Raw genomic sequence first — 15,770 nt, 5'->3', positions numbered from 1 at the left:
ACTGGTTCGTCGTTTCAGGCGGGCTAGAAGGCGACCTTGTCAGCCCCTTTAAGCCCCAAAATCGCACGCGCCTCGTCCGGTGTTGCGATTTCAAGTGACAACCCGTCCAGGATTTCGCGGATTTTGCGAACCTGTGATGCGTTGTCCGGCGCAAGTTCGCCCTTGCGCAGATAAAGATTGTCTTCAAGTCCGACCCGGACATTGCCGCCCATCGCGGCCGCCATGCTGGCAAGCGGAATCTGATGACGACCGGCCCCCAGAACCGAGAACTGGTATTGATCACCAAACAGCTTGTCAGCGGTGCGTTTCAGATGGGCCAGGTTGTCGGGGTCAGCCCCGATGCCGCCCAGAACACCCAGCACAAACTGGATAAAGATCGGACCCTTGATCAGGCCACGGTCAACGAAATGGGCAAGGGTATAAAGATGGCCGACGTCATAGCATTCAAATTCGAACCGCGTTCCGTTGGCTTCGCCAAGATCGGCCAGAATGGTCTCGATGTCGGAAAACGTGTTTTTGAAAACAAAGTCGCGGCTGCTTTCAAGAAATTCCGGTTCCCAGTCATGTTTCCATTCGCTGCGTCCCGCAAGGGCAGGAAACAGTCCGAAATTCATCGTCCCCATATTGAGCGACGCCATTTCCGGTGATGCATGGGTGGCGGCACGAATGCGGTCCTTGACCGTCATGGTCATGCCGCCGCCGGTCGAGATATTGATCACTGCATCGGTTGCGGCCTTGATCTTGGGCAGGAAATCCATGAACAGGTCGGGATCCGGGCTTGGAAAGCCGGTCTTGGGATCACGGGCATGCAGATGCAGGATCGATGCACCGGCATTGGCCGCATCAATCGCCTGCTTGGCGATTTCATCGGGTGTGATGGGCAAATGCGGGCTCATGGACGGGGTGTGAACCGATCCGGTAACCGCACAGGTGATGATAACTTTCCGGCTCATGAAAAGGCTCCGGCGACGAGAAGTTCATCCTGAAGTTCGGCAAGGGCGGCACGCAATGGCACCATAATGTCGTCGAACTGTTCGGGCTTGATGGTCATGGGCGGGCAGACCATCACGTGATCGCCCCGATATCCGCCGCGTGTGCGACGCCAGTAAATGATCAATCCCTTGTCATAGGCGATATCGACCAGCCGGGCGGCCGCCATATGTTTGGGATCAAGCGGTTCCATGGATTTGCGATCCTTGACCAGCTCAACCGCAAGCAACAATCCCTTGCCGCGTACATCGCCGATCATGGTGAATTCATCTGACAGCTTGGAAAGTTCGGCTTTTAGGGCCGCACCGCTTGTTGCGGCATTTTCAAGAAGGCCGTCTTCGTCAATCACATCAAGAACCGCATTCCCCGCCGCACAGGCAAGCGGGTTCCCGGCATAGGTATAGCCATGGATAAACCCGCCATGATCAAGAACCGGGCCGACGATACGATCGGGCGCAATCATCGCGCCAAGCGGCGCATAACCCGCGGCCAACCCCTTGGAAACGGCAAGGATATCGGGCGTGATGCCCCAATGTTCGCAGGCAAAATATTTGCCGGTCCGACCGGCCCCGGTCATGACCTCGTCATAGATCAGAAGAATGCCGTATTGATCGCAAATCTCGCGGATGCGGCCATAATAGCTGTCCGGGGCAACCAGCGCCCCGGTGGCCGCCCCGCCAACCGGTTCCATGATGAACCCAAGAACGGTTTCCGGACCCTGTTTGATGATCTCTGCTTCGAGCATGTTGGCATATTTGATGCCGCGATCATGATCGGACAAATCATCACGATCCAGATAACAGGTCGGGGCAGGGATTTTGGGTTGATCGACCATCATCGGCGCGAATGGCGCATGCATCGGCGTATAGCCGGTCAGGGCAAGCGCACCAAGGGTGGAACCATGATAGCTTGGGAACCGTGAAATGACTTTGGTGCGCTGGGGTTCACCCTTGGCCAGTGCGTATTGGCGGGCAAGCTTGATGCAGCTTTCAACCGCCTCGGACCCGCCCGAAACAAAGAACACCCGTTCAAGGTCACCCGGTGCACGTTCGGCCAACCGCCAGGCAAGGTCTTCGGCCGCGTCATTTTCAAAATGCAGGCGATAGGCGAAACTTGCCTTTTCAAGCTGTGCATTCATTGCGGCAATCACGCGCGGGTCACTATGGCCGATATTGCTGACCATCGCCCCGCTGGAGGCATCGATATAGCGTTTGCCATCAACGTCCCACATGTAAACGCCTTCGGCGCGGTCAATCAGCGGGCGGCGCGACCGGCTTTGATAAAACAGGCGGGATTCCCGGTTATGACCGACCGGATTTTTCATATCATGCGTCATTTATGGTGGCTCTCCTGAACCGGTATCAGCGATCCTTAGTCCTGATGACCGGGCAACAACACACAATTACGTGCCGCGATATGCATAAAGATATCGGCACCTTCCTGATGGGGGCGGGCATCAATCGGATTGATCACCTGCCAGTCACGGCCATTGGCCGTAACGAAATATCGGGCCTGCTGGCCAAGATAATCGACTGTCTTGATCTTGCCGGGAATGGCGATGCTGCCATCCTTGGCGCCGTTTTGATCTGACAGTTCAATCTTTTCCGCACGGATGACCGCACGGACATCCTTTGATCCGTTGGCCTTGGCGGTTTGTTCCGCTGTGGTCAAAAGCGTTTCACCACTTTGCAGATTAACACTGGTAAAGGCCGCATCCGGGCTACCAAGGTTTGCGGCAATAATGTTGGAATGTCCCAGGAAGTCTGCAACGAATGCGGATGCCGGATTGTTATAAACATCTTCCGGGGCGCCTTCCTGTTCGACGATGCCGTTATTCATCACCACCAGCTTGTCAGACATGGCAAGGGCCTCTGACTGGTCATGGGTGACAAAGACGGTCGCAACGCCCAGTTCGCGCTGAATGCGTTTAAGCTCGACCCGCATTTCTTCGCGCAGGTTCGCATCAAGTGCGGATAGCGGTTCATCAAGCAACAGCACATCGGGTTCGATCACAATCGCACGCGCAAGCGCAATACGCTGTTGCTGGCCGCCGGAAAGCTGATTGGGATAACGGTCCGCGACATGGGGAAGCTGCACCAGTTCAAGCGCGTCGGTAACTTTCTTGGCAATGTCGGCCTTGGCGACTTTGCGGTATTTCAGGCCAAAGGCGATATTGTCGAAAATCGTCTTGTGCGGGAACAGGGCGTAGTTCTGAAACACAAGGCCAAGATTGCGCTTATGGATCGGAAGACTGTTGACCCGTTTGCCCCGGATCAGCAAATCACCCTCGGTAACGTCGGTCAGACCTGCAATCATGCGCAAGGTTGTCGTCTTGCCACAGCCCGACGGGCCAAGGAAGGTGACAAAGCTGTTATCAGGTACGGTCAGATCCATGCGTTTGACCGCGGTGAACTCCCCGTAACGTTTCACGACATTTTGCAGTTCAACAGCGTTGGTTGTGTCTGCCATTGTTAGATACCCTGTCAGAATAAATGTGCCTGCCGCCATTACGGGGCAGATGTGTCCTGGCCGGTTGTGCGAAGGCCAGGACACAGGTTCAGGTGTGCAATCAGGCCTTAATAGCCGCGCTGCACACGAGAGAAGGTTTTCGACCAGTCCGCTTCGTTTTCGTTCCAGTATGCCGGATCAAAGAAGCTAAGCGATGCAAGCGTGCCTTTCGGGTCGAACGCTGGCAGGGTCGGGATGATTTTGCCAAGATCGACCTTGTTCGGGTCAAGGGCCGGCGGGTAGCTCTGACCTTCGGCAACTGCAATCGCCACTTCGGGTTCAAGCATGAAGTTCAGAAGTTCTTCACAGGCGGCCATCGGACTGCCGCGCAGAACAAACAGACATTCCTGCCAGCCAAGACCACCCGCCGGATCAAGATAACCGATGTCATGGCCCTGATCCTGAAGCGCCTTGATACGGCCCGACCAGCCTTCGGTGACATAGATTTCTTCTTCGGCCAGAAGGCTCATCAATTCCGCGCCCGAACTCCAGTATTTAAGCGCCAGATCACGGTGCGAACGGATCATGTCCCAAACCGCATCGATATCCTTGATGTTGTTCGGGTCCTGATCGGACTGAAGCGCGCCGTACCAGATGCGGGTTTTCCATTCACCCCAACCGCCGATCTTGCCTTTATAGGCTTCATCGACCATCAGCTTGGCACCCTTGGCCTTGGCTTCGTCGTCGCTGATATATTTGCGGTTATAGGCAATGCCCGTGGTGCCGTAATCATACGGAACCGCCGAAAGCGTGCCGCCACTGATCTTGCGCAGCGGATCAATCAGGGTCGGGATCACGTTTTTAAGGTTCGGGATATTGGCTTCGTTCAATTCCGAAGTCAGTTCCAGACCGTGATAGCGCGCATAGTCAAACACACCCGACAGGTGGGCAAGGTTGAATTCGCCCGGCTGGCCGGCCTTGACGCGTGCGATATATTCATCGGCCCCGCCAAAGGTGCCGGAAATGACCTTGATGCCGGTTTTCTGGGTATAGGGCGCGAAAGCATATTTTTCGAATGCCTCGGAAACGACGCCGCCCCAACCGTCAAAGCGGACCTGTTCCGGGGTGGCGGCGCGCGCATTTTTGGCAAGCATGCCCATCGGGCCGCCGGTGACACCGGCAACAACACCGGCCGCGCCAAGGGCGGTCAGGAATGTGCGGCGGCTGATATCGCCGTCACGGTAACGATTAAGCAGGCGTTCATAGCGTTTCGTATCGTCCATTTAAGGCCTCCTGATAAAACAATTTGTTCCGTTATCGGTTTTGTTCTTGGTCGTTGGTCTTTTGGTCTTGTTGTTGGTTTTGGCGGTTACCCGCGATATTCGAAATCCACTAGGCAGTCTGTGTCTTGCGGTTTGATGCCCGAAGCTTGCGCGCGGACATCACCCGCGCAATCGATGCGGCAATCAGCGGAAGGGCGATGGTAAAGATCACCATGACCGCACCAAGCGCGTTGATTTCCGGGCTGATGGAATTGCGCAGCATGGCAAAAATCTGGGTCGGGACTGTTTCCACACCACCCGGTTTCCAGAACAGGGTGCCGGTGATGTCATCAAAGGAAATCGTAAAGGAAAACAGCATCCCGGCCATCACGGCCGGCAGCATCAGCGGCAGGGTGATTTCAAAGAATGTCTGAACCGGGGTGGCCCCCAGGCTCATGGCTGCTTCTTCGACGTCGCGGCGGATGGATACCAGGCGCGCCTGAACCACCAGCACCACAAAGGGCAGGGTAAAGACAACATGCCCCATCAAAAGCAGGCCAAAGCTTTTGGGCATGGAAAGCGCCTGAAGGAACAACAGCAACGCAACCGCAAGAACCACTTCGGGGATCAGGATCGGCGCAACCAGCAAGGTCGAGATCGTCCGTTTTCCGGGGAAGTCATAGCGCACCATGGCAAGGGCGGCCATGGTGCCAAGCGTTGTTGACACCGCACTGGTCAAAAGGCCCAGCAACAGGGATGTTTTAAACGCCCTTACGATGGCATCATTGTTCCAAAGCGCTTCGAACCAGCGCAGTGAAAACCCTTCGATCGGAAATCCGCCAAACTGATTGGCGTTGAATGCCAGAAGGATCACCACGGCAACAGGGGCGAACAGGAACAGATAAACAAGGATCGTGGCAATACGGATCATCGACCAGCCGGACATTGTCATATACCTCCCTTACTTGAAGCTCTTGGCGATCTGATCGATGCCGAGATAGCGGGTGTAAATGACGACCAGCGCGCCCAGAAGGGCCAGCAGGACGAGTGAAAGTGCCGATCCAAGCGGCCAGTTCAACTGGGTGACGATGGCTTCAAACACCAGATTGGCAAACATCGCATCGCGTGGGCCGCCCAGAACAATCGGGGTGATATAGGTGCCTGCCGCCAGCACAAAGCACAGAAGCGATCCCGCCGCCAGACCGGGAAGCGAGAGTGGCAAGGTGACTTCGCGAAAGGCCTGAAACCCGGTGCAGCCAAGGCTTTGGGCCGCTTCGGTCAGGTTCTTGTCAATGCCATCAAGGCTGACATAGACATTCAGGATCATGAAAGGCAGCAGATAATGCACCAGACCCAGCACAACCGTGGTCTGGTTATAGAGCATCTGGATCGGCTCATCGATGATGCCAATTGACAGCATCACGGTATTAAGCGCGCCCGACGTGCCCAGAATATTGATCCATGACATGGTGCGGATGATGTAGCTGATCCAGAATGGCAGCATCAGCATCAAAAGAAGAAACGCCTTGGATTTCATCGGGGTGTTGGCCACGAAATAGGCCGGGATATACCCAGCCAGGGCACAGATCACCGTGGTGTAAAAGGCAATGGCAAAGGTTTGAAACAGAATATCGCGATAGAACCGGTCGCCAAGGACCTCGATCCAGTTATCAAGATAAAAGCCGACCTGATCGGCCCCGGTCGCCGTGCGCAACCAGAACGAATAGACGACGATAAACAGCATCGGGATGATCAAAAGCAGCCCGACTGTTGCCAGTGATGGCGATAACAGCATCCAGGGTGCGCGACGCGCCCCGGCGATATCTGCGGCCATTTATGCCTCCCGTTATTGTGCTCCGGCGATGCCGTGCGCGGTTATTTGGCCGTTGAAATATTTTCTGAAACCATTTCACCCCAGACTTGCGCATAGCGCAAATAGATAAGTAGAATAGATCCCATAGCCAATAACTATGGGATGGTTGGCCATACCGGTCCGGGGGATGAAATGAACGAATTGATGCGCCGCCAGTTTGACTGGAACCTGTTGCACACATTCACCGTCATTGTCGAAGAACGCTCGATAACCGGGGCGGCCAACCGGCTTTTATTGCGACAGCCCAGTGTCAGTAACGCCCTGAAACGGCTTGAAGATCAAATCGGTGCGCGCCTGATTGACCGCGAACGCGGGCGGTTTGAAGTCACCGAGCAGGGCTTGGCGCTTTATCATGAATGCCGGGAAATTTGCGGGGCGATCGGGCGGTTGTCCGATGTGATGTCTGATAGCGGCAATCAATTGACCGGGCATCTGCATTTGTGGCTGGCCAGTCATGTGGTGTTTCCGCCTCTTGATGATGCGCTGTTTGATTTCAACCGGTCCCATCCCGAAGTGACCTATGAAATCAATGTCGCGACCTCGATGCATGTGATTGATCAGGTGCTTTCACAACAGGCAAGTTTTGGCATCTGTCTGGTCAAGGAACAGCACCCCAGGCTTGAATATCGCAGGCTGTACCGCGAACATTTCGGCTTTTTCTGTGGTCCGACCCATCACTTGTTCGGAAAAAGCGACCTGACACTTGCCGATTTGCGCAGCGAAGCATTCGTGTCGTTTTCCACCGACCAGTTGACGGATGCGCTGGCCCCGGTGGCCATTCTGCGCGCCCAGCAGGGGATGAAGGGGAAGGTCGTTGCGGTAAGTCCCCATCTTGAAGAAGTCCGGCGTCTGATCAATGCGGGGCTTGGTATCGGGCCACTGCCGATCCATGTGGTGCAAAACGCCACCGAACGCGGCCAGTTGTGGCGTTTACCCCCTTATGACGCGCCGCCTGCTATTGATATCTATCTTGTAACCAACCCGCGCATGTCGCTCAGCCGGGCAGAACGGTTTTTCATCGATAACCTGACCGCGCGCCTTGAAAATGCCCCCGATGGATATTTTGTCTATCCCTGACGGGATCGTTCACGGCTTCGGGACTTGCGTCTTGGGGACGATTGCGCAAGCATGGCGCCAAATTCAATCTTGCCATCAGGAACACTTATGAAACTGGTCTATTTTTCGTGGGTCAAGGACCGCATCGGTTTTGGCGAAGAAGACATTGATCTGCCTGATCATGTCAAAACCGTTGACGGGCTTTTGACCTGGCTTCCCGAACGTGGCGAAAATTTTGCCAATGCCCTTGCCGATCCCGCAATCATCCGTGTTGCGGTCGATCAGGAATATGCAACATCCGATGCCGATGTGACCAAAGCCCGCGAGATCGCGCTGTTTCCGCCGGTCACGGGCGGCTAATCATCATACAAAAAGGGCGCCGCAAATTTGCGACGCCCTTTTATCATCATACTATTTCCTGACGTCAGTCCGCGACCGATGCCGTCTGCGTCAGGCTGTCAAAGAATTCCTTGCGGCCAAGCGTTCCGGAAATCTTGCCCTCGCGGGTCAGAATGACCGGGTTCTGGGTGATGGACCGCATATCAATCAGATCCTTGAGCAGCACCTCATCCTTGGCGACAAAGATGATCGTATTGTCGGTCGGATCCAGATCGGCCGGAAGGCTGCCATCATAATTGATCAGCTTAAGCTCCCCGCGTGCACCATTGGTTGCAGCACGCACAACACCGTTTTCAAGGGTGATCCGGATGTTTTCGTCTTCGATCTGAAGATCACCCGAACCGTTGCGCTGATCCTTGGCGACACGCTGCATGATGGCGCGACCGCGCAGGATATTGACCGGGTTCATATGCGCGACAAAGTCGGCAACATATTCATTGGCCGGGCGCAATGCGATGTCTTCGGGGGTGCCATGCTGAACCACATAGCCGCCTTCCATGATCGCGATCGAATTGCCAAGTTTCATGGCTTCGTCAAGATCATGACTGACAAACAGAATGGTCTTGTTGAGCTTTTCCTGAAGATCAAGCAATTCGTCCTGAAGCCGGTTACGGATCAGCGGATCCAGGGCCGAAAACGGTTCATCCATCAAAAGGATCGGTGCATCGGTCGCAAAGGCGCGGGCAAGGCCGACACGCTGTTGCATGCCACCGGACAATTCATGGGCATATTTGTCCGCCCATTCATCAAGCCCGACCAGTGCCAGCTTTTCATTGACGATGTCACGGCGTTCCTTGCTGCCCATACCGCGCAGCTCAAGCCCGAAGCCGACATTTTCCGCAACCGTGCGCCATGGCAGCAGCCCGAATTGCTGGAACACCATGGCAACGCATTCGCGGCGCAATTTGCGCAATGTCGGACCATCGCATTTTGTGACATCGGCCATCCAGTCGCCATCGCGCACCCGCAACGATCCGCGCGACACGGTGTTCAGTCCGTTCACACAGCGCAGAAGCGATGATTTGCCTGACCCCGAAAGCCCCATAAGAACGCAAATCTCGCCTTCGGGAACGTTGAAGCTGACATCGGCGACGCCAAGAACGTTGTTGGTTGCCTCGGCGATTTCAGCACGCGTTTTGCCTTCGTCCAGCAGTCTGAGCGATTCAGCCTGACGGTCGCCAAAGATCACATCAATATTATCGAATTCAACAGCATTGGTCATGATCATTGCCCCGTTGTTTCGGTGTTTTCGCGACGGCAAATGCGATCAAGCACAATGGCCAGAATCACAATCGCAAGGCCCGCTTCGAAACCCTGGGCGACATTCACGGTGTTAAGTGCGCGCACCACCGGTTTGCCAAGGCCGTCGGCACCGACCAGGGCTGCGATCACAACCATGGAAAGCGACAGCATGATGCACTGGGTCAGGCCCGCCATGATTGACGGCATCGCTGATGGCAATTCGACCTTGAACAGAAGCTGGCGCGGGGTGCAGCCGAAACTTTCACCGGCTTCAAGCAATGCCTTGGGCGTGCTTGAAATACCCAGATGGGTCAGGCGGATCGGGGCGGCGATGGCAAAGATCACCGTTGAAATCAGACCCGGAACAACCCCCAGACCAAACAGAATAAGGGTCGGTATCAGATACACGAAAGTCGGGATCGTCTGCATAAGATCAAGAACCGGGCGCATCGCCTGATAAAGCCACGGCCGATGGGCTGATGCCACGCCAAGCGGCACGCCGATCACCATGCAGAACAGCGACGCATAAATCACCAGTGCCAGCGTCTCCATCGTTTCTTCCCAATAGCCCAGATTGACAATCAAAAGCAGGGACAGAACGGTGAAAGCCGTCAGCTTCCAGGATTTGTGCAAAACAGCCGCCAGGGCGCCAAAACCGGCAATAATCAACAGCGGCGGCAACCACACCAGAAAATCGATGGTGTTTTCAATAATGAATTCAAGAACATCCGAGATGGTATAAAAAACGAAATCAGCATGTTCGTTCAGACCATCCATCAAGGACGATATCCACTGTCCCAGCGGAATCTTTGTTTCCGTGAGCCATTCCATGGGAAAATTTCCGTTGTTTTCAAAGTAAATAAAGATGCGATACGCCCGCGCAAAGCCCATGCGGGGCGCGGGCGTATCAGCATTATAGCAAAATCGGGCAGGGCCCGGTCATTTGCCGGACTTAAAGGCCAAGTTCGCTTTTGAGCGCGGCCTTTGCATCGCCACCGTCAAAGGTGGTGACGCCGTCAAGCCATGCATAGGCAGCATCCGGATTGGCTTTGATCCAGGTTGCGGCTGCTTTTGCCGGGTCGGTGCCTTCGTTCAGGATCGCATCCATGATTTCGTTTTCCATGGCGAGGCTGAATTTCAGGTTGGTGACGAATTTGCCGGCATTCGGGCAGTCGTCGGTGTAACCGGCACGCAGGTTGGTGTGAACCGTCGCACCGCCAAAGTTCGGGCCAAATACATCATCGCCACCATCAAGATAGGCCATGTCGTATTTCGCGTTCATCGGATGGGGTTCCCAGCCAAGGAAGACGATGAACTGATCGCGTGCGGACTTGCGTTTGACTTCGGCCAGCATGCCCTGTTCGGAGGATTCAACAAGTTCGAATTCGCCCAGACCGAACTGGTCGCCATCGATCATGTCCTGGATCAGGCGGTTGCCGTCATTGCCCGGCTCGATGCCGTAAATTTCGCCATCAAGTTCGTCCTTGAATTTGGCGATGTCAGCGAAATCTTTCAGGCCTGCATCATAGGCATTCTTGCTGACCGCAAGGGTGTATTTCGCACCTTCAAGATTGGCACCGGTCGAAACAACCGTTCCCTTGTCGAGATAGGGCTGAATGTCTGCTGCCATGGTCGGCATCCAGTTGCCAAGGAAGACGTCCACGTCGCCATTGGCAAGGCTGGTATAGGTGACCGGAACAGACAGCAATTCGGTTTCTGCGTCATAGCCCAGTGCTTCAAGAATGACAGATGCGGTTGCCGTGGTGGCCGTAATGTCGGTCCAGCCAACATCGGAAAATGTCACGGTTTTGCAGGCTTCGCTATCGGCGGCCTTGGCAGATGCGGCACCCAGAAGGGTGGTGGCAACGATGGAGCTGCCAAGAAGGCGGCCGAAAGTGGAAAGTTTGGTCATGTTTCTGGTTCTCCCTTGTGTGGACCTAACGGTTACTAATGACTGCGAACAAGCGGTCATCAGACTCTCGGTTCCGGAGGCCAGACGAACATCAACGTAATGTAAAAGGTCGCTAACACTCGCCCAGAGCCACGCCATCAGGCTCCCTCGAACCTGTTGGTATGGACCGGAATAATCACAAAAACGGTCGCAATGCTGCGCAACAAGGGATCCTGTCCTTTGCTGAACGCGCCGCGAAAGACGACGTGTTTTTATTGATTGATTGTTCAATTAAAATACAGCATATTCGTCAGACGTCAATTGCGAAGGGTTAAAAACTGCATCGCAGCTTGTTGTGATCGTGCTTAACCCTTTGGATCGCTTTGAATTGGATGATGTGAATGCCCAAGGTTGGTATGCAGCCTGTGCGCCGCAGGCAGTTGATCGACGCGACGATTGAAACCATTCATCGTCACGGATTTGCCGATACGACAATTGCGCGTATCGCCAATGCGGCGGGTATGTCGTCGGGCATCATTTCGCATTATTTCGGGGGCAAAAACGCACTTCTCGAAGCCACCATGCGGTTTTTGATGCAGGAATTGCGCAAGGATTACCTGTCGCGCCTGGCCAAGGCAAAGACCCCGCATGAACGGCTCGAAGCGATCGTGAACACCAACTTCAACGAAGAACAGTTCACCCCGCAGGTCACTGTGGCGTGGTTGTCCTTCTGGGCGCAGGTGCCGTTTTCAAAGGCACTGAGCCGTATCAACAATATCTATTTTCAGCGACTGGCGTCCAATCTGCGCCACGAGCTGCGCCAGCTGACCACTGTGCAGCGGGCAGATGAAATCGCGACTGCAATCGCGGCAATGATTGATGGCATCTGGGTGCGTTCCGGTCTGTCGGACGGACGTGCCGATGTCAAAGCGGCGCGCGAAATGGTGCTCGATATGATGCGCCTTTATCTGGCCAATTCGCCCGCGCGCTGAAGCCAAGCAAACACACAAAGTTTTGGGCTGCCCGGATCCGGTGCGGCCCGCAGGAGTTTTGAAATGAGCCTTTACCAGATTCAGAATTTCATCAATGGCAAGAAAACCAACGGTTCCGGTGCCGAAATGGTGACCCTGAACCCGGCAACCAATACGGTTCTTGCCAAGGGACATGAAAGCACGGCGGGTGACGTGGATGCTGCCGTAAAGGCGGCGCGCGCCGGGTTTGAAATCTGGAAAAATACCCCGGCTGCCGAACGGGCCCGCATTCTGTTCAAGGCCGCCCAGATTTTGCGTGATCGTAATGATGAACTGGCCTTGCTTGAAACCCGTGATACCGGTCGCGTCATCCAGGAAACCGAAATTGTCGATGTGATTTCCGGTGTCGAATGCCTGGAATATTTTGCCGGTGTCGCCGGAAGCCTTGCCGGGGAACATATCGATCTTGCCGGGAACTTTGCCTATACACGGCGGGAGGCCGTTGGTGTTTGTGCTGCCATTGGTGCCTGGAACTATCCGATCCAGATCGCCTGCTGGAAGGCAGCACCGGCTTTGGCCTGTGGCAATGCGGTTGTCTACAAACCATCCGAGGTAACGCCGCTTTCGGCGATTGCGGTGGCAGAAGCCTTGCAGGAGGCCGGTCTTCCCGACGGGGTTTATAACGTTGTGCAAGGTGCGCGCGAATGTGGTGCGTCGCTTGTCGAACATCCGGGGGTGGACAAGGTGTCGCTGACCGGTTCGGCTGCGACCGGGGCAAAGGTTGCATCGGTTGCGGCAGGCGGCATGAAGGCCGTGACCATGGAGCTTGGCGGCAAATCGCCAATGATCGTGTTTGAAGATGCCAATCTTGATAACGCGGTTTCCGGTGCGCAGATGGCGAATTTCTATTCGTCAGGTCAGATTTGCTCGAACGGGACGCGGGTTTTTGTCCATGAAAGCGTTGCCGATGCCTTCATTGAAAAACTGATCGCGCGGTCGAAAAACCTTGTTCTTGGCGATCCGGAAAAACCGGAAACCCAGGTTGGTCCGATTGTGACCAAAACCCAGTTCGATCAGGTCATGTCCTATATCGAAAAGGGCAAGCAGGAAGGGGCAAAATGCGTTCTGGGCGGCCATGCTGTTTCCGATGGCATGCCCGAAGGCGGGCTTTTTGTTGCCCCGACGATCTTTACCGACTGCCGCGACGATATGACCATCGTGCGCGAGGAAATCTTTGGCCCGGTCATGTCGGTCCTGACATTTAGTGACGAGGACGAAGTCATCAAGCGCGCCAACGATACCCAGTATGGCCTTGCTGCGGGGGTGTTCACCAAGGACCTGTCGCGTGGTCACCGCGTTGTTGCCCGCCTTGAGGCCGGTACCTGCTGGATCAACACCTATAACATCACGCCGATCGAAATGCCGTTTGGCGGGGTAAAGAAATCCGGTGTCGGACGTGAAAACGGCCGGGCGGCAATCGAACATTACACCCGTATCAAGTCGGTTTATGTCGAAACCGGCGATGTCGAGGCGCCTTATTGATCACCATCATTGCTGATGTGACGGGCTGCCCACACTGCTTGAAGAAACAAGGGATCAGATATGACGACCCCAACGACGACTGAAAAATTCGATTACGTGATTGTCGGTTCCGGTTCAGCCGGTGCCGTGCTTGCCAACCGGCTGACCGAAGATGCCGACGTCAAGGTGCTGGTGGTTGAAGCTGGACCCAAGGATCACTGGTGGGATTGGCGTATTCATATGCCGACCGCACTTTCCTATCCGATGCAGTCGGAAACCTATAACTGGGCCTATTGGACAACGCCGCAGCCCAACCTGAACAATCGCCGGATGGAAACCCCGCGCGGGCGGGTGTTTGGCGGTTCAAGTTCGATCAATGGCATGGCCTATGTGCGTGGTCATGCGCTCGATTATAATCGCTGGGCCGAAGAGGACCCGGCGCTCAAGGACTGGGACTATGCGCGGTGTCTGCCCTATTTCCGCAAGGCCGATACCCGCAATGAAGACCCGGGCGGCGACGAGTATCACGGCAACGGGCCACTTCATGTGACCACCGGTGCGTGCCGGAACGATTTGCACAAAGCCTGGATCAAGGCCGGGCAACAGGCCGGGTACGAATTCACCCCGGATCAGAACGGCTATCGCCAGGAAGGTTTGGGAACCATGGATATGACGGTCTATAAAGGCCGGCGCTGGTCCACGGCACGGGCCTATTTGCATCCGGCAATGAAACGCCCGAACCTGACCGTCTATCACAAGGCCTTTGCCCAAAGCATTGTTTTTGAAGGAAAGCGTGCGATCGGACTTGATTTCGTCCATCAGGGTGAACTCAAACGCGTACTTGTTGACCGTGAAGTCATCGTATCTGCCGGATCGATCAATTCGCCGAAACTTTTGATGCTGTCTGGTGTTGGTCCGGCAGCCCATCTGCGCGAACATGGCATTGATGTTGTCCATGATTTGCCAGGTGTTGGTGAGAACCTTCAGGATCATCTCGAACTTTATGTTCAGATGGAATGCACCAAACCGATCAGCCTCAACAGCAAGCTTGATCCGTGGAGCAAATTCAAAATCGGTCTGGAATGGTATCTGTTCAAAACCGGTCTTGGTGCCACCAACCACTTTGAAGCAGGTGGCTTTATCCGGTCCAAAGCCGGTGTCAAACACCCGGATCTGCAATATCACTTCATGCCGGCGGCGATTAACTATAACGGGTCAAAGGCCGCTGAAAAGGATGGTTTCCAGGCCCATGTCGGACCGATGCGATCCAAGTCGCGCGGCACTGTGCGACTGGCATCAAGCGATCCCAAAGTTCGCCCGATCATTGATCCGAACTATATGAGCCACCCGGAAGACTGGGAAGAAATGCGCGCATCGGTGCGTCTGACCCGGGAAATCTTCGGTCAGGAAGCTTTCGCCGATCTGCGCGGGGCAGAAATCGCACCGGGCAAGGATATCCAGACGGACGAGCAGATTGATGCCTGGGTCGCTGATCATGCCGAAAGTGCCTATCACCCGTCCTGTTCGTGCAAGATGGGCAGTGATGACATGTCCGTGGTCGACGAAAAGACCCGCGTGCATGGCATCGAAGGCCTTCGTGTGGTCGACAGTTCGATCATGCCGTCGATTGCCACGGGTAACCTGAATGCGCCGACGATCATGATCGGTGAAAAGGCTGCCGACATTATTCGCGGACGCGATCCGTTGCCGCCATCAAACGCACCGTTCTTTGTTCATCCCGAATGGGAAACAAAGCAACGTTAACAGCCATAACGTCAAAGCCCCTGATCATTGGTCAGGGGCTTTTTTTATCTGGTGTGATGTTATCGACGCCGTGATCTGGCACGGGGCAGGTCGCGCCGCTGGACCGGGCGGTCACCGTTGCCACCACCAACACCATCACGCAGTCTGTGGTGCAACCCCGCACCGATGGCGGTGCCGATCGCGCTGCCCATGGCTGTTCCCATTGCGATATATGGGGCATGGTTTCCGGTAACTGTGCCCAGAAAAATACCGGCAGTAGTACCCGAAAGCGTCCCGACAAGCAGGCAAATTGACATCGACATTACCGGATCATCCGCTGTGCAAAGGGTGAGATTAAGGGGCAATAATGCGCA

15 protein-coding genes are annotated in these 15,770 nt (G+C 55.1%); 5 read left to right on the top strand and 10 right to left on the bottom strand.

Annotated elements, in window-relative coordinates; translation table 11 throughout:
- Nucleotides 1-23: 23 nt before the first annotated feature.
- From M9H61_RS05310 to M9H61_RS05285, 6 genes are all read right to left on the bottom strand, one after another.
- Nucleotides 24-953 carry a 3-keto-5-aminohexanoate cleavage protein gene (locus M9H61_RS05310; RefSeq protein WP_250283777.1) on the bottom strand — a complete coding sequence of 310 codons (930 nt, stop codon included), beginning with the start codon at nt 951-953 and terminating at the stop codon, nt 24-26.
- Nucleotides 950-2,326, bottom strand: coding sequence for an aspartate aminotransferase family protein (locus M9H61_RS05305; protein WP_250283775.1), 1,377 nt, complete (start codon nt 2,324-2,326; stop codon nt 950-952). The genes M9H61_RS05310 and M9H61_RS05305 overlap by 4 nt, the downstream gene beginning before the upstream one ends.
- Nucleotides 2,327-2,361: 35 nt before the next feature.
- Entirely contained in the window at nt 2,362-3,459 is a 1,098-nt protein-coding gene (locus M9H61_RS05300) for an ABC transporter ATP-binding protein (RefSeq protein ID WP_206927702.1), read from the bottom strand.
- Nucleotides 3,460-3,566: 107 nt separating this feature from the next.
- Complete coding sequence (locus M9H61_RS05295; RefSeq protein ID WP_101246351.1) at nt 3,567-4,721, bottom strand: PotD/PotF family extracellular solute-binding protein; 1,155 nt, start codon at nt 4,719-4,721, stop codon at nt 3,567-3,569.
- 109 nt (nt 4,722-4,830) lie between these two features.
- The gene (locus M9H61_RS05290) at nt 4,831-5,646 is read right to left on the bottom strand and encodes an ABC transporter permease (protein WP_101246350.1); all 816 of its coding nucleotides are present in this window, start codon (nt 5,644-5,646) and stop codon (nt 4,831-4,833) included.
- Between the two features lie 15 nt (nt 5,647-5,661).
- Nucleotides 5,662-6,534, bottom strand: a complete 873-nt coding sequence (locus tag M9H61_RS05285) for an ABC transporter permease (protein ID WP_250283772.1) — start codon at nt 6,532-6,534, stop codon at nt 5,662-5,664.
- A 171-nt stretch (nt 6,535-6,705) separates the two neighbouring features.
- On the opposite strand from M9H61_RS05285, the gene M9H61_RS05280 reads away from it, so the two are divergent.
- A complete protein-coding gene (locus M9H61_RS05280; RefSeq protein WP_242512869.1) occupies nt 6,706-7,650 on the top strand; it encodes a LysR family transcriptional regulator in 945 nt (314 codons plus the stop codon).
- Nucleotides 7,651-7,737: 87 nt separating this feature from the next.
- Nucleotides 7,738-7,989 (top strand): molybdopterin converting factor subunit 1, encoded by a 252-nt coding sequence (moaD, locus tag M9H61_RS05275; RefSeq protein WP_114113935.1) that lies wholly within the window; start codon nt 7,738-7,740, stop codon nt 7,987-7,989.
- Between the two features lie 64 nt (nt 7,990-8,053).
- Here moaD and choV read toward each other — a convergent pair whose 3' ends face one another.
- From choV to M9H61_RS05260, 3 genes are all read right to left on the bottom strand, one after another.
- Nucleotides 8,054-9,250: a choline ABC transporter ATP-binding protein gene (gene choV, locus M9H61_RS05270; RefSeq protein WP_206927701.1), complete on the bottom strand. Its 1,197-nt coding sequence runs from the start codon at nt 9,248-9,250 to the stop codon at nt 8,054-8,056.
- A gap of 2 nt (nt 9,251-9,252) precedes the next feature.
- On the bottom strand, nt 9,253-10,101 hold the full coding sequence (choW, locus tag M9H61_RS05265; protein WP_068517433.1) for a choline ABC transporter permease subunit: 849 nt from the start codon (nt 10,099-10,101) through the stop codon (nt 9,253-9,255).
- Nucleotides 10,102-10,222: 121 nt separating this feature from the next.
- Nucleotides 10,223-11,182 carry a choline ABC transporter substrate-binding protein gene (locus M9H61_RS05260; RefSeq protein WP_250283771.1) on the bottom strand — a complete coding sequence of 320 codons (960 nt, stop codon included), beginning with the start codon at nt 11,180-11,182 and terminating at the stop codon, nt 10,223-10,225.
- 380 nt (nt 11,183-11,562) lie between these two features.
- Here M9H61_RS05260 and betI point away from each other — a divergent pair, with 380 nt between their 5' ends.
- The 3 genes from betI to betA all read left to right on the top strand — a co-directional run bounded on the left by betI (nt 11,563) and on the right by betA (nt 15,417).
- Nucleotides 11,563-12,153 carry a transcriptional regulator BetI gene (gene betI / locus M9H61_RS05255; protein ID WP_250283768.1) on the top strand — a complete coding sequence of 197 codons (591 nt, stop codon included), beginning with the start codon at nt 11,563-11,565 and terminating at the stop codon, nt 12,151-12,153.
- A gap of 63 nt (nt 12,154-12,216) precedes the next feature.
- On the top strand, nt 12,217-13,674 hold the full coding sequence (gene betB, locus M9H61_RS05250; RefSeq protein ID WP_250283767.1) for a betaine-aldehyde dehydrogenase: 1,458 nt from the start codon (nt 12,217-12,219) through the stop codon (nt 13,672-13,674).
- 60 nt (nt 13,675-13,734) lie between these two features.
- Nucleotides 13,735-15,417, top strand: a complete 1,683-nt coding sequence (gene betA, locus M9H61_RS05245) for a choline dehydrogenase (RefSeq protein WP_250283765.1) — start codon at nt 13,735-13,737, stop codon at nt 15,415-15,417.
- Between the two features lie 59 nt (nt 15,418-15,476).
- Here betA and M9H61_RS05240 read toward each other — a convergent pair whose 3' ends face one another.
- Entirely contained in the window at nt 15,477-15,719 is a 243-nt protein-coding gene (locus tag M9H61_RS05240) for a hypothetical protein (protein ID WP_250283763.1), read from the bottom strand.
- Nucleotides 15,720-15,770 lie beyond the last annotated feature (51 nt).

The sequence above is a fragment of the Thalassospira sp. GO-4 genome (assembly GCF_023588965.1).
GTDB lineage: Bacteria > Pseudomonadota > Alphaproteobacteria > Rhodospirillales > Thalassospiraceae > Thalassospira > Thalassospira povalilytica.
This window is presented reverse-complemented; position numbering and strand designations above follow the sequence as displayed.

What these genes read in the sequence shown, in the direction of transcription:
- betI (WP_250283768.1), top strand. Translation starts at nt 11,563, where the DNA reads ATGCCCAAGGTTGGTATGCAGCCTGTGCGCCGCAGGCAGTTGATCGAC.
- M9H61_RS05290 (WP_101246350.1), bottom strand. Translation starts at nt 5,646, where the DNA reads ATGTCCGGCTGGTCGATGATCCGTATTGCCACGATCCTTGTTTATCTG.
- choV (WP_206927701.1), bottom strand. Translation starts at nt 9,250, where the DNA reads ATGACCAATGCTGTTGAATTCGATAATATTGATGTGATCTTTGGCGAC.
- M9H61_RS05280 (WP_242512869.1), top strand. Translation starts at nt 6,706, where the DNA reads ATGAACGAATTGATGCGCCGCCAGTTTGACTGGAACCTGTTGCACACA.
- M9H61_RS05305 (WP_250283775.1), bottom strand. Translation starts at nt 2,326, where the DNA reads ATGACGCATGATATGAAAAATCCGGTCGGTCATAACCGGGAATCCCGC.
- M9H61_RS05260 (WP_250283771.1), bottom strand. Translation starts at nt 11,182, where the DNA reads ATGACCAAACTTTCCACTTTCGGCCGCCTTCTTGGCAGCTCCATCGTT.
- M9H61_RS05285 (WP_250283772.1), bottom strand. Translation starts at nt 6,534, where the DNA reads ATGGCCGCAGATATCGCCGGGGCGCGTCGCGCACCCTGGATGCTGTTA.
- choW (WP_068517433.1), bottom strand. Translation starts at nt 10,101, where the DNA reads ATGGAATGGCTCACGGAAACAAAGATTCCGCTGGGACAGTGGATATCG.
- M9H61_RS05295 (WP_101246351.1), bottom strand. Translation starts at nt 4,721, where the DNA reads ATGGACGATACGAAACGCTATGAACGCCTGCTTAATCGTTACCGTGAC.
- betA (WP_250283765.1), top strand. Translation starts at nt 13,735, where the DNA reads ATGACGACCCCAACGACGACTGAAAAATTCGATTACGTGATTGTCGGT.
- betB (WP_250283767.1), top strand. Translation starts at nt 12,217, where the DNA reads ATGAGCCTTTACCAGATTCAGAATTTCATCAATGGCAAGAAAACCAAC.
- M9H61_RS05300 (WP_206927702.1), bottom strand. Translation starts at nt 3,459, where the DNA reads ATGGCAGACACAACCAACGCTGTTGAACTGCAAAATGTCGTGAAACGT.
- moaD (WP_114113935.1), top strand. Translation starts at nt 7,738, where the DNA reads ATGAAACTGGTCTATTTTTCGTGGGTCAAGGACCGCATCGGTTTTGGC.
- M9H61_RS05310 (WP_250283777.1), bottom strand. Translation starts at nt 953, where the DNA reads ATGAGCCGGAAAGTTATCATCACCTGTGCGGTTACCGGATCGGTTCAC.
- M9H61_RS05240 (WP_250283763.1), bottom strand. Translation starts at nt 15,719, where the DNA reads ATGTCGATGTCAATTTGCCTGCTTGTCGGGACGCTTTCGGGTACTACT.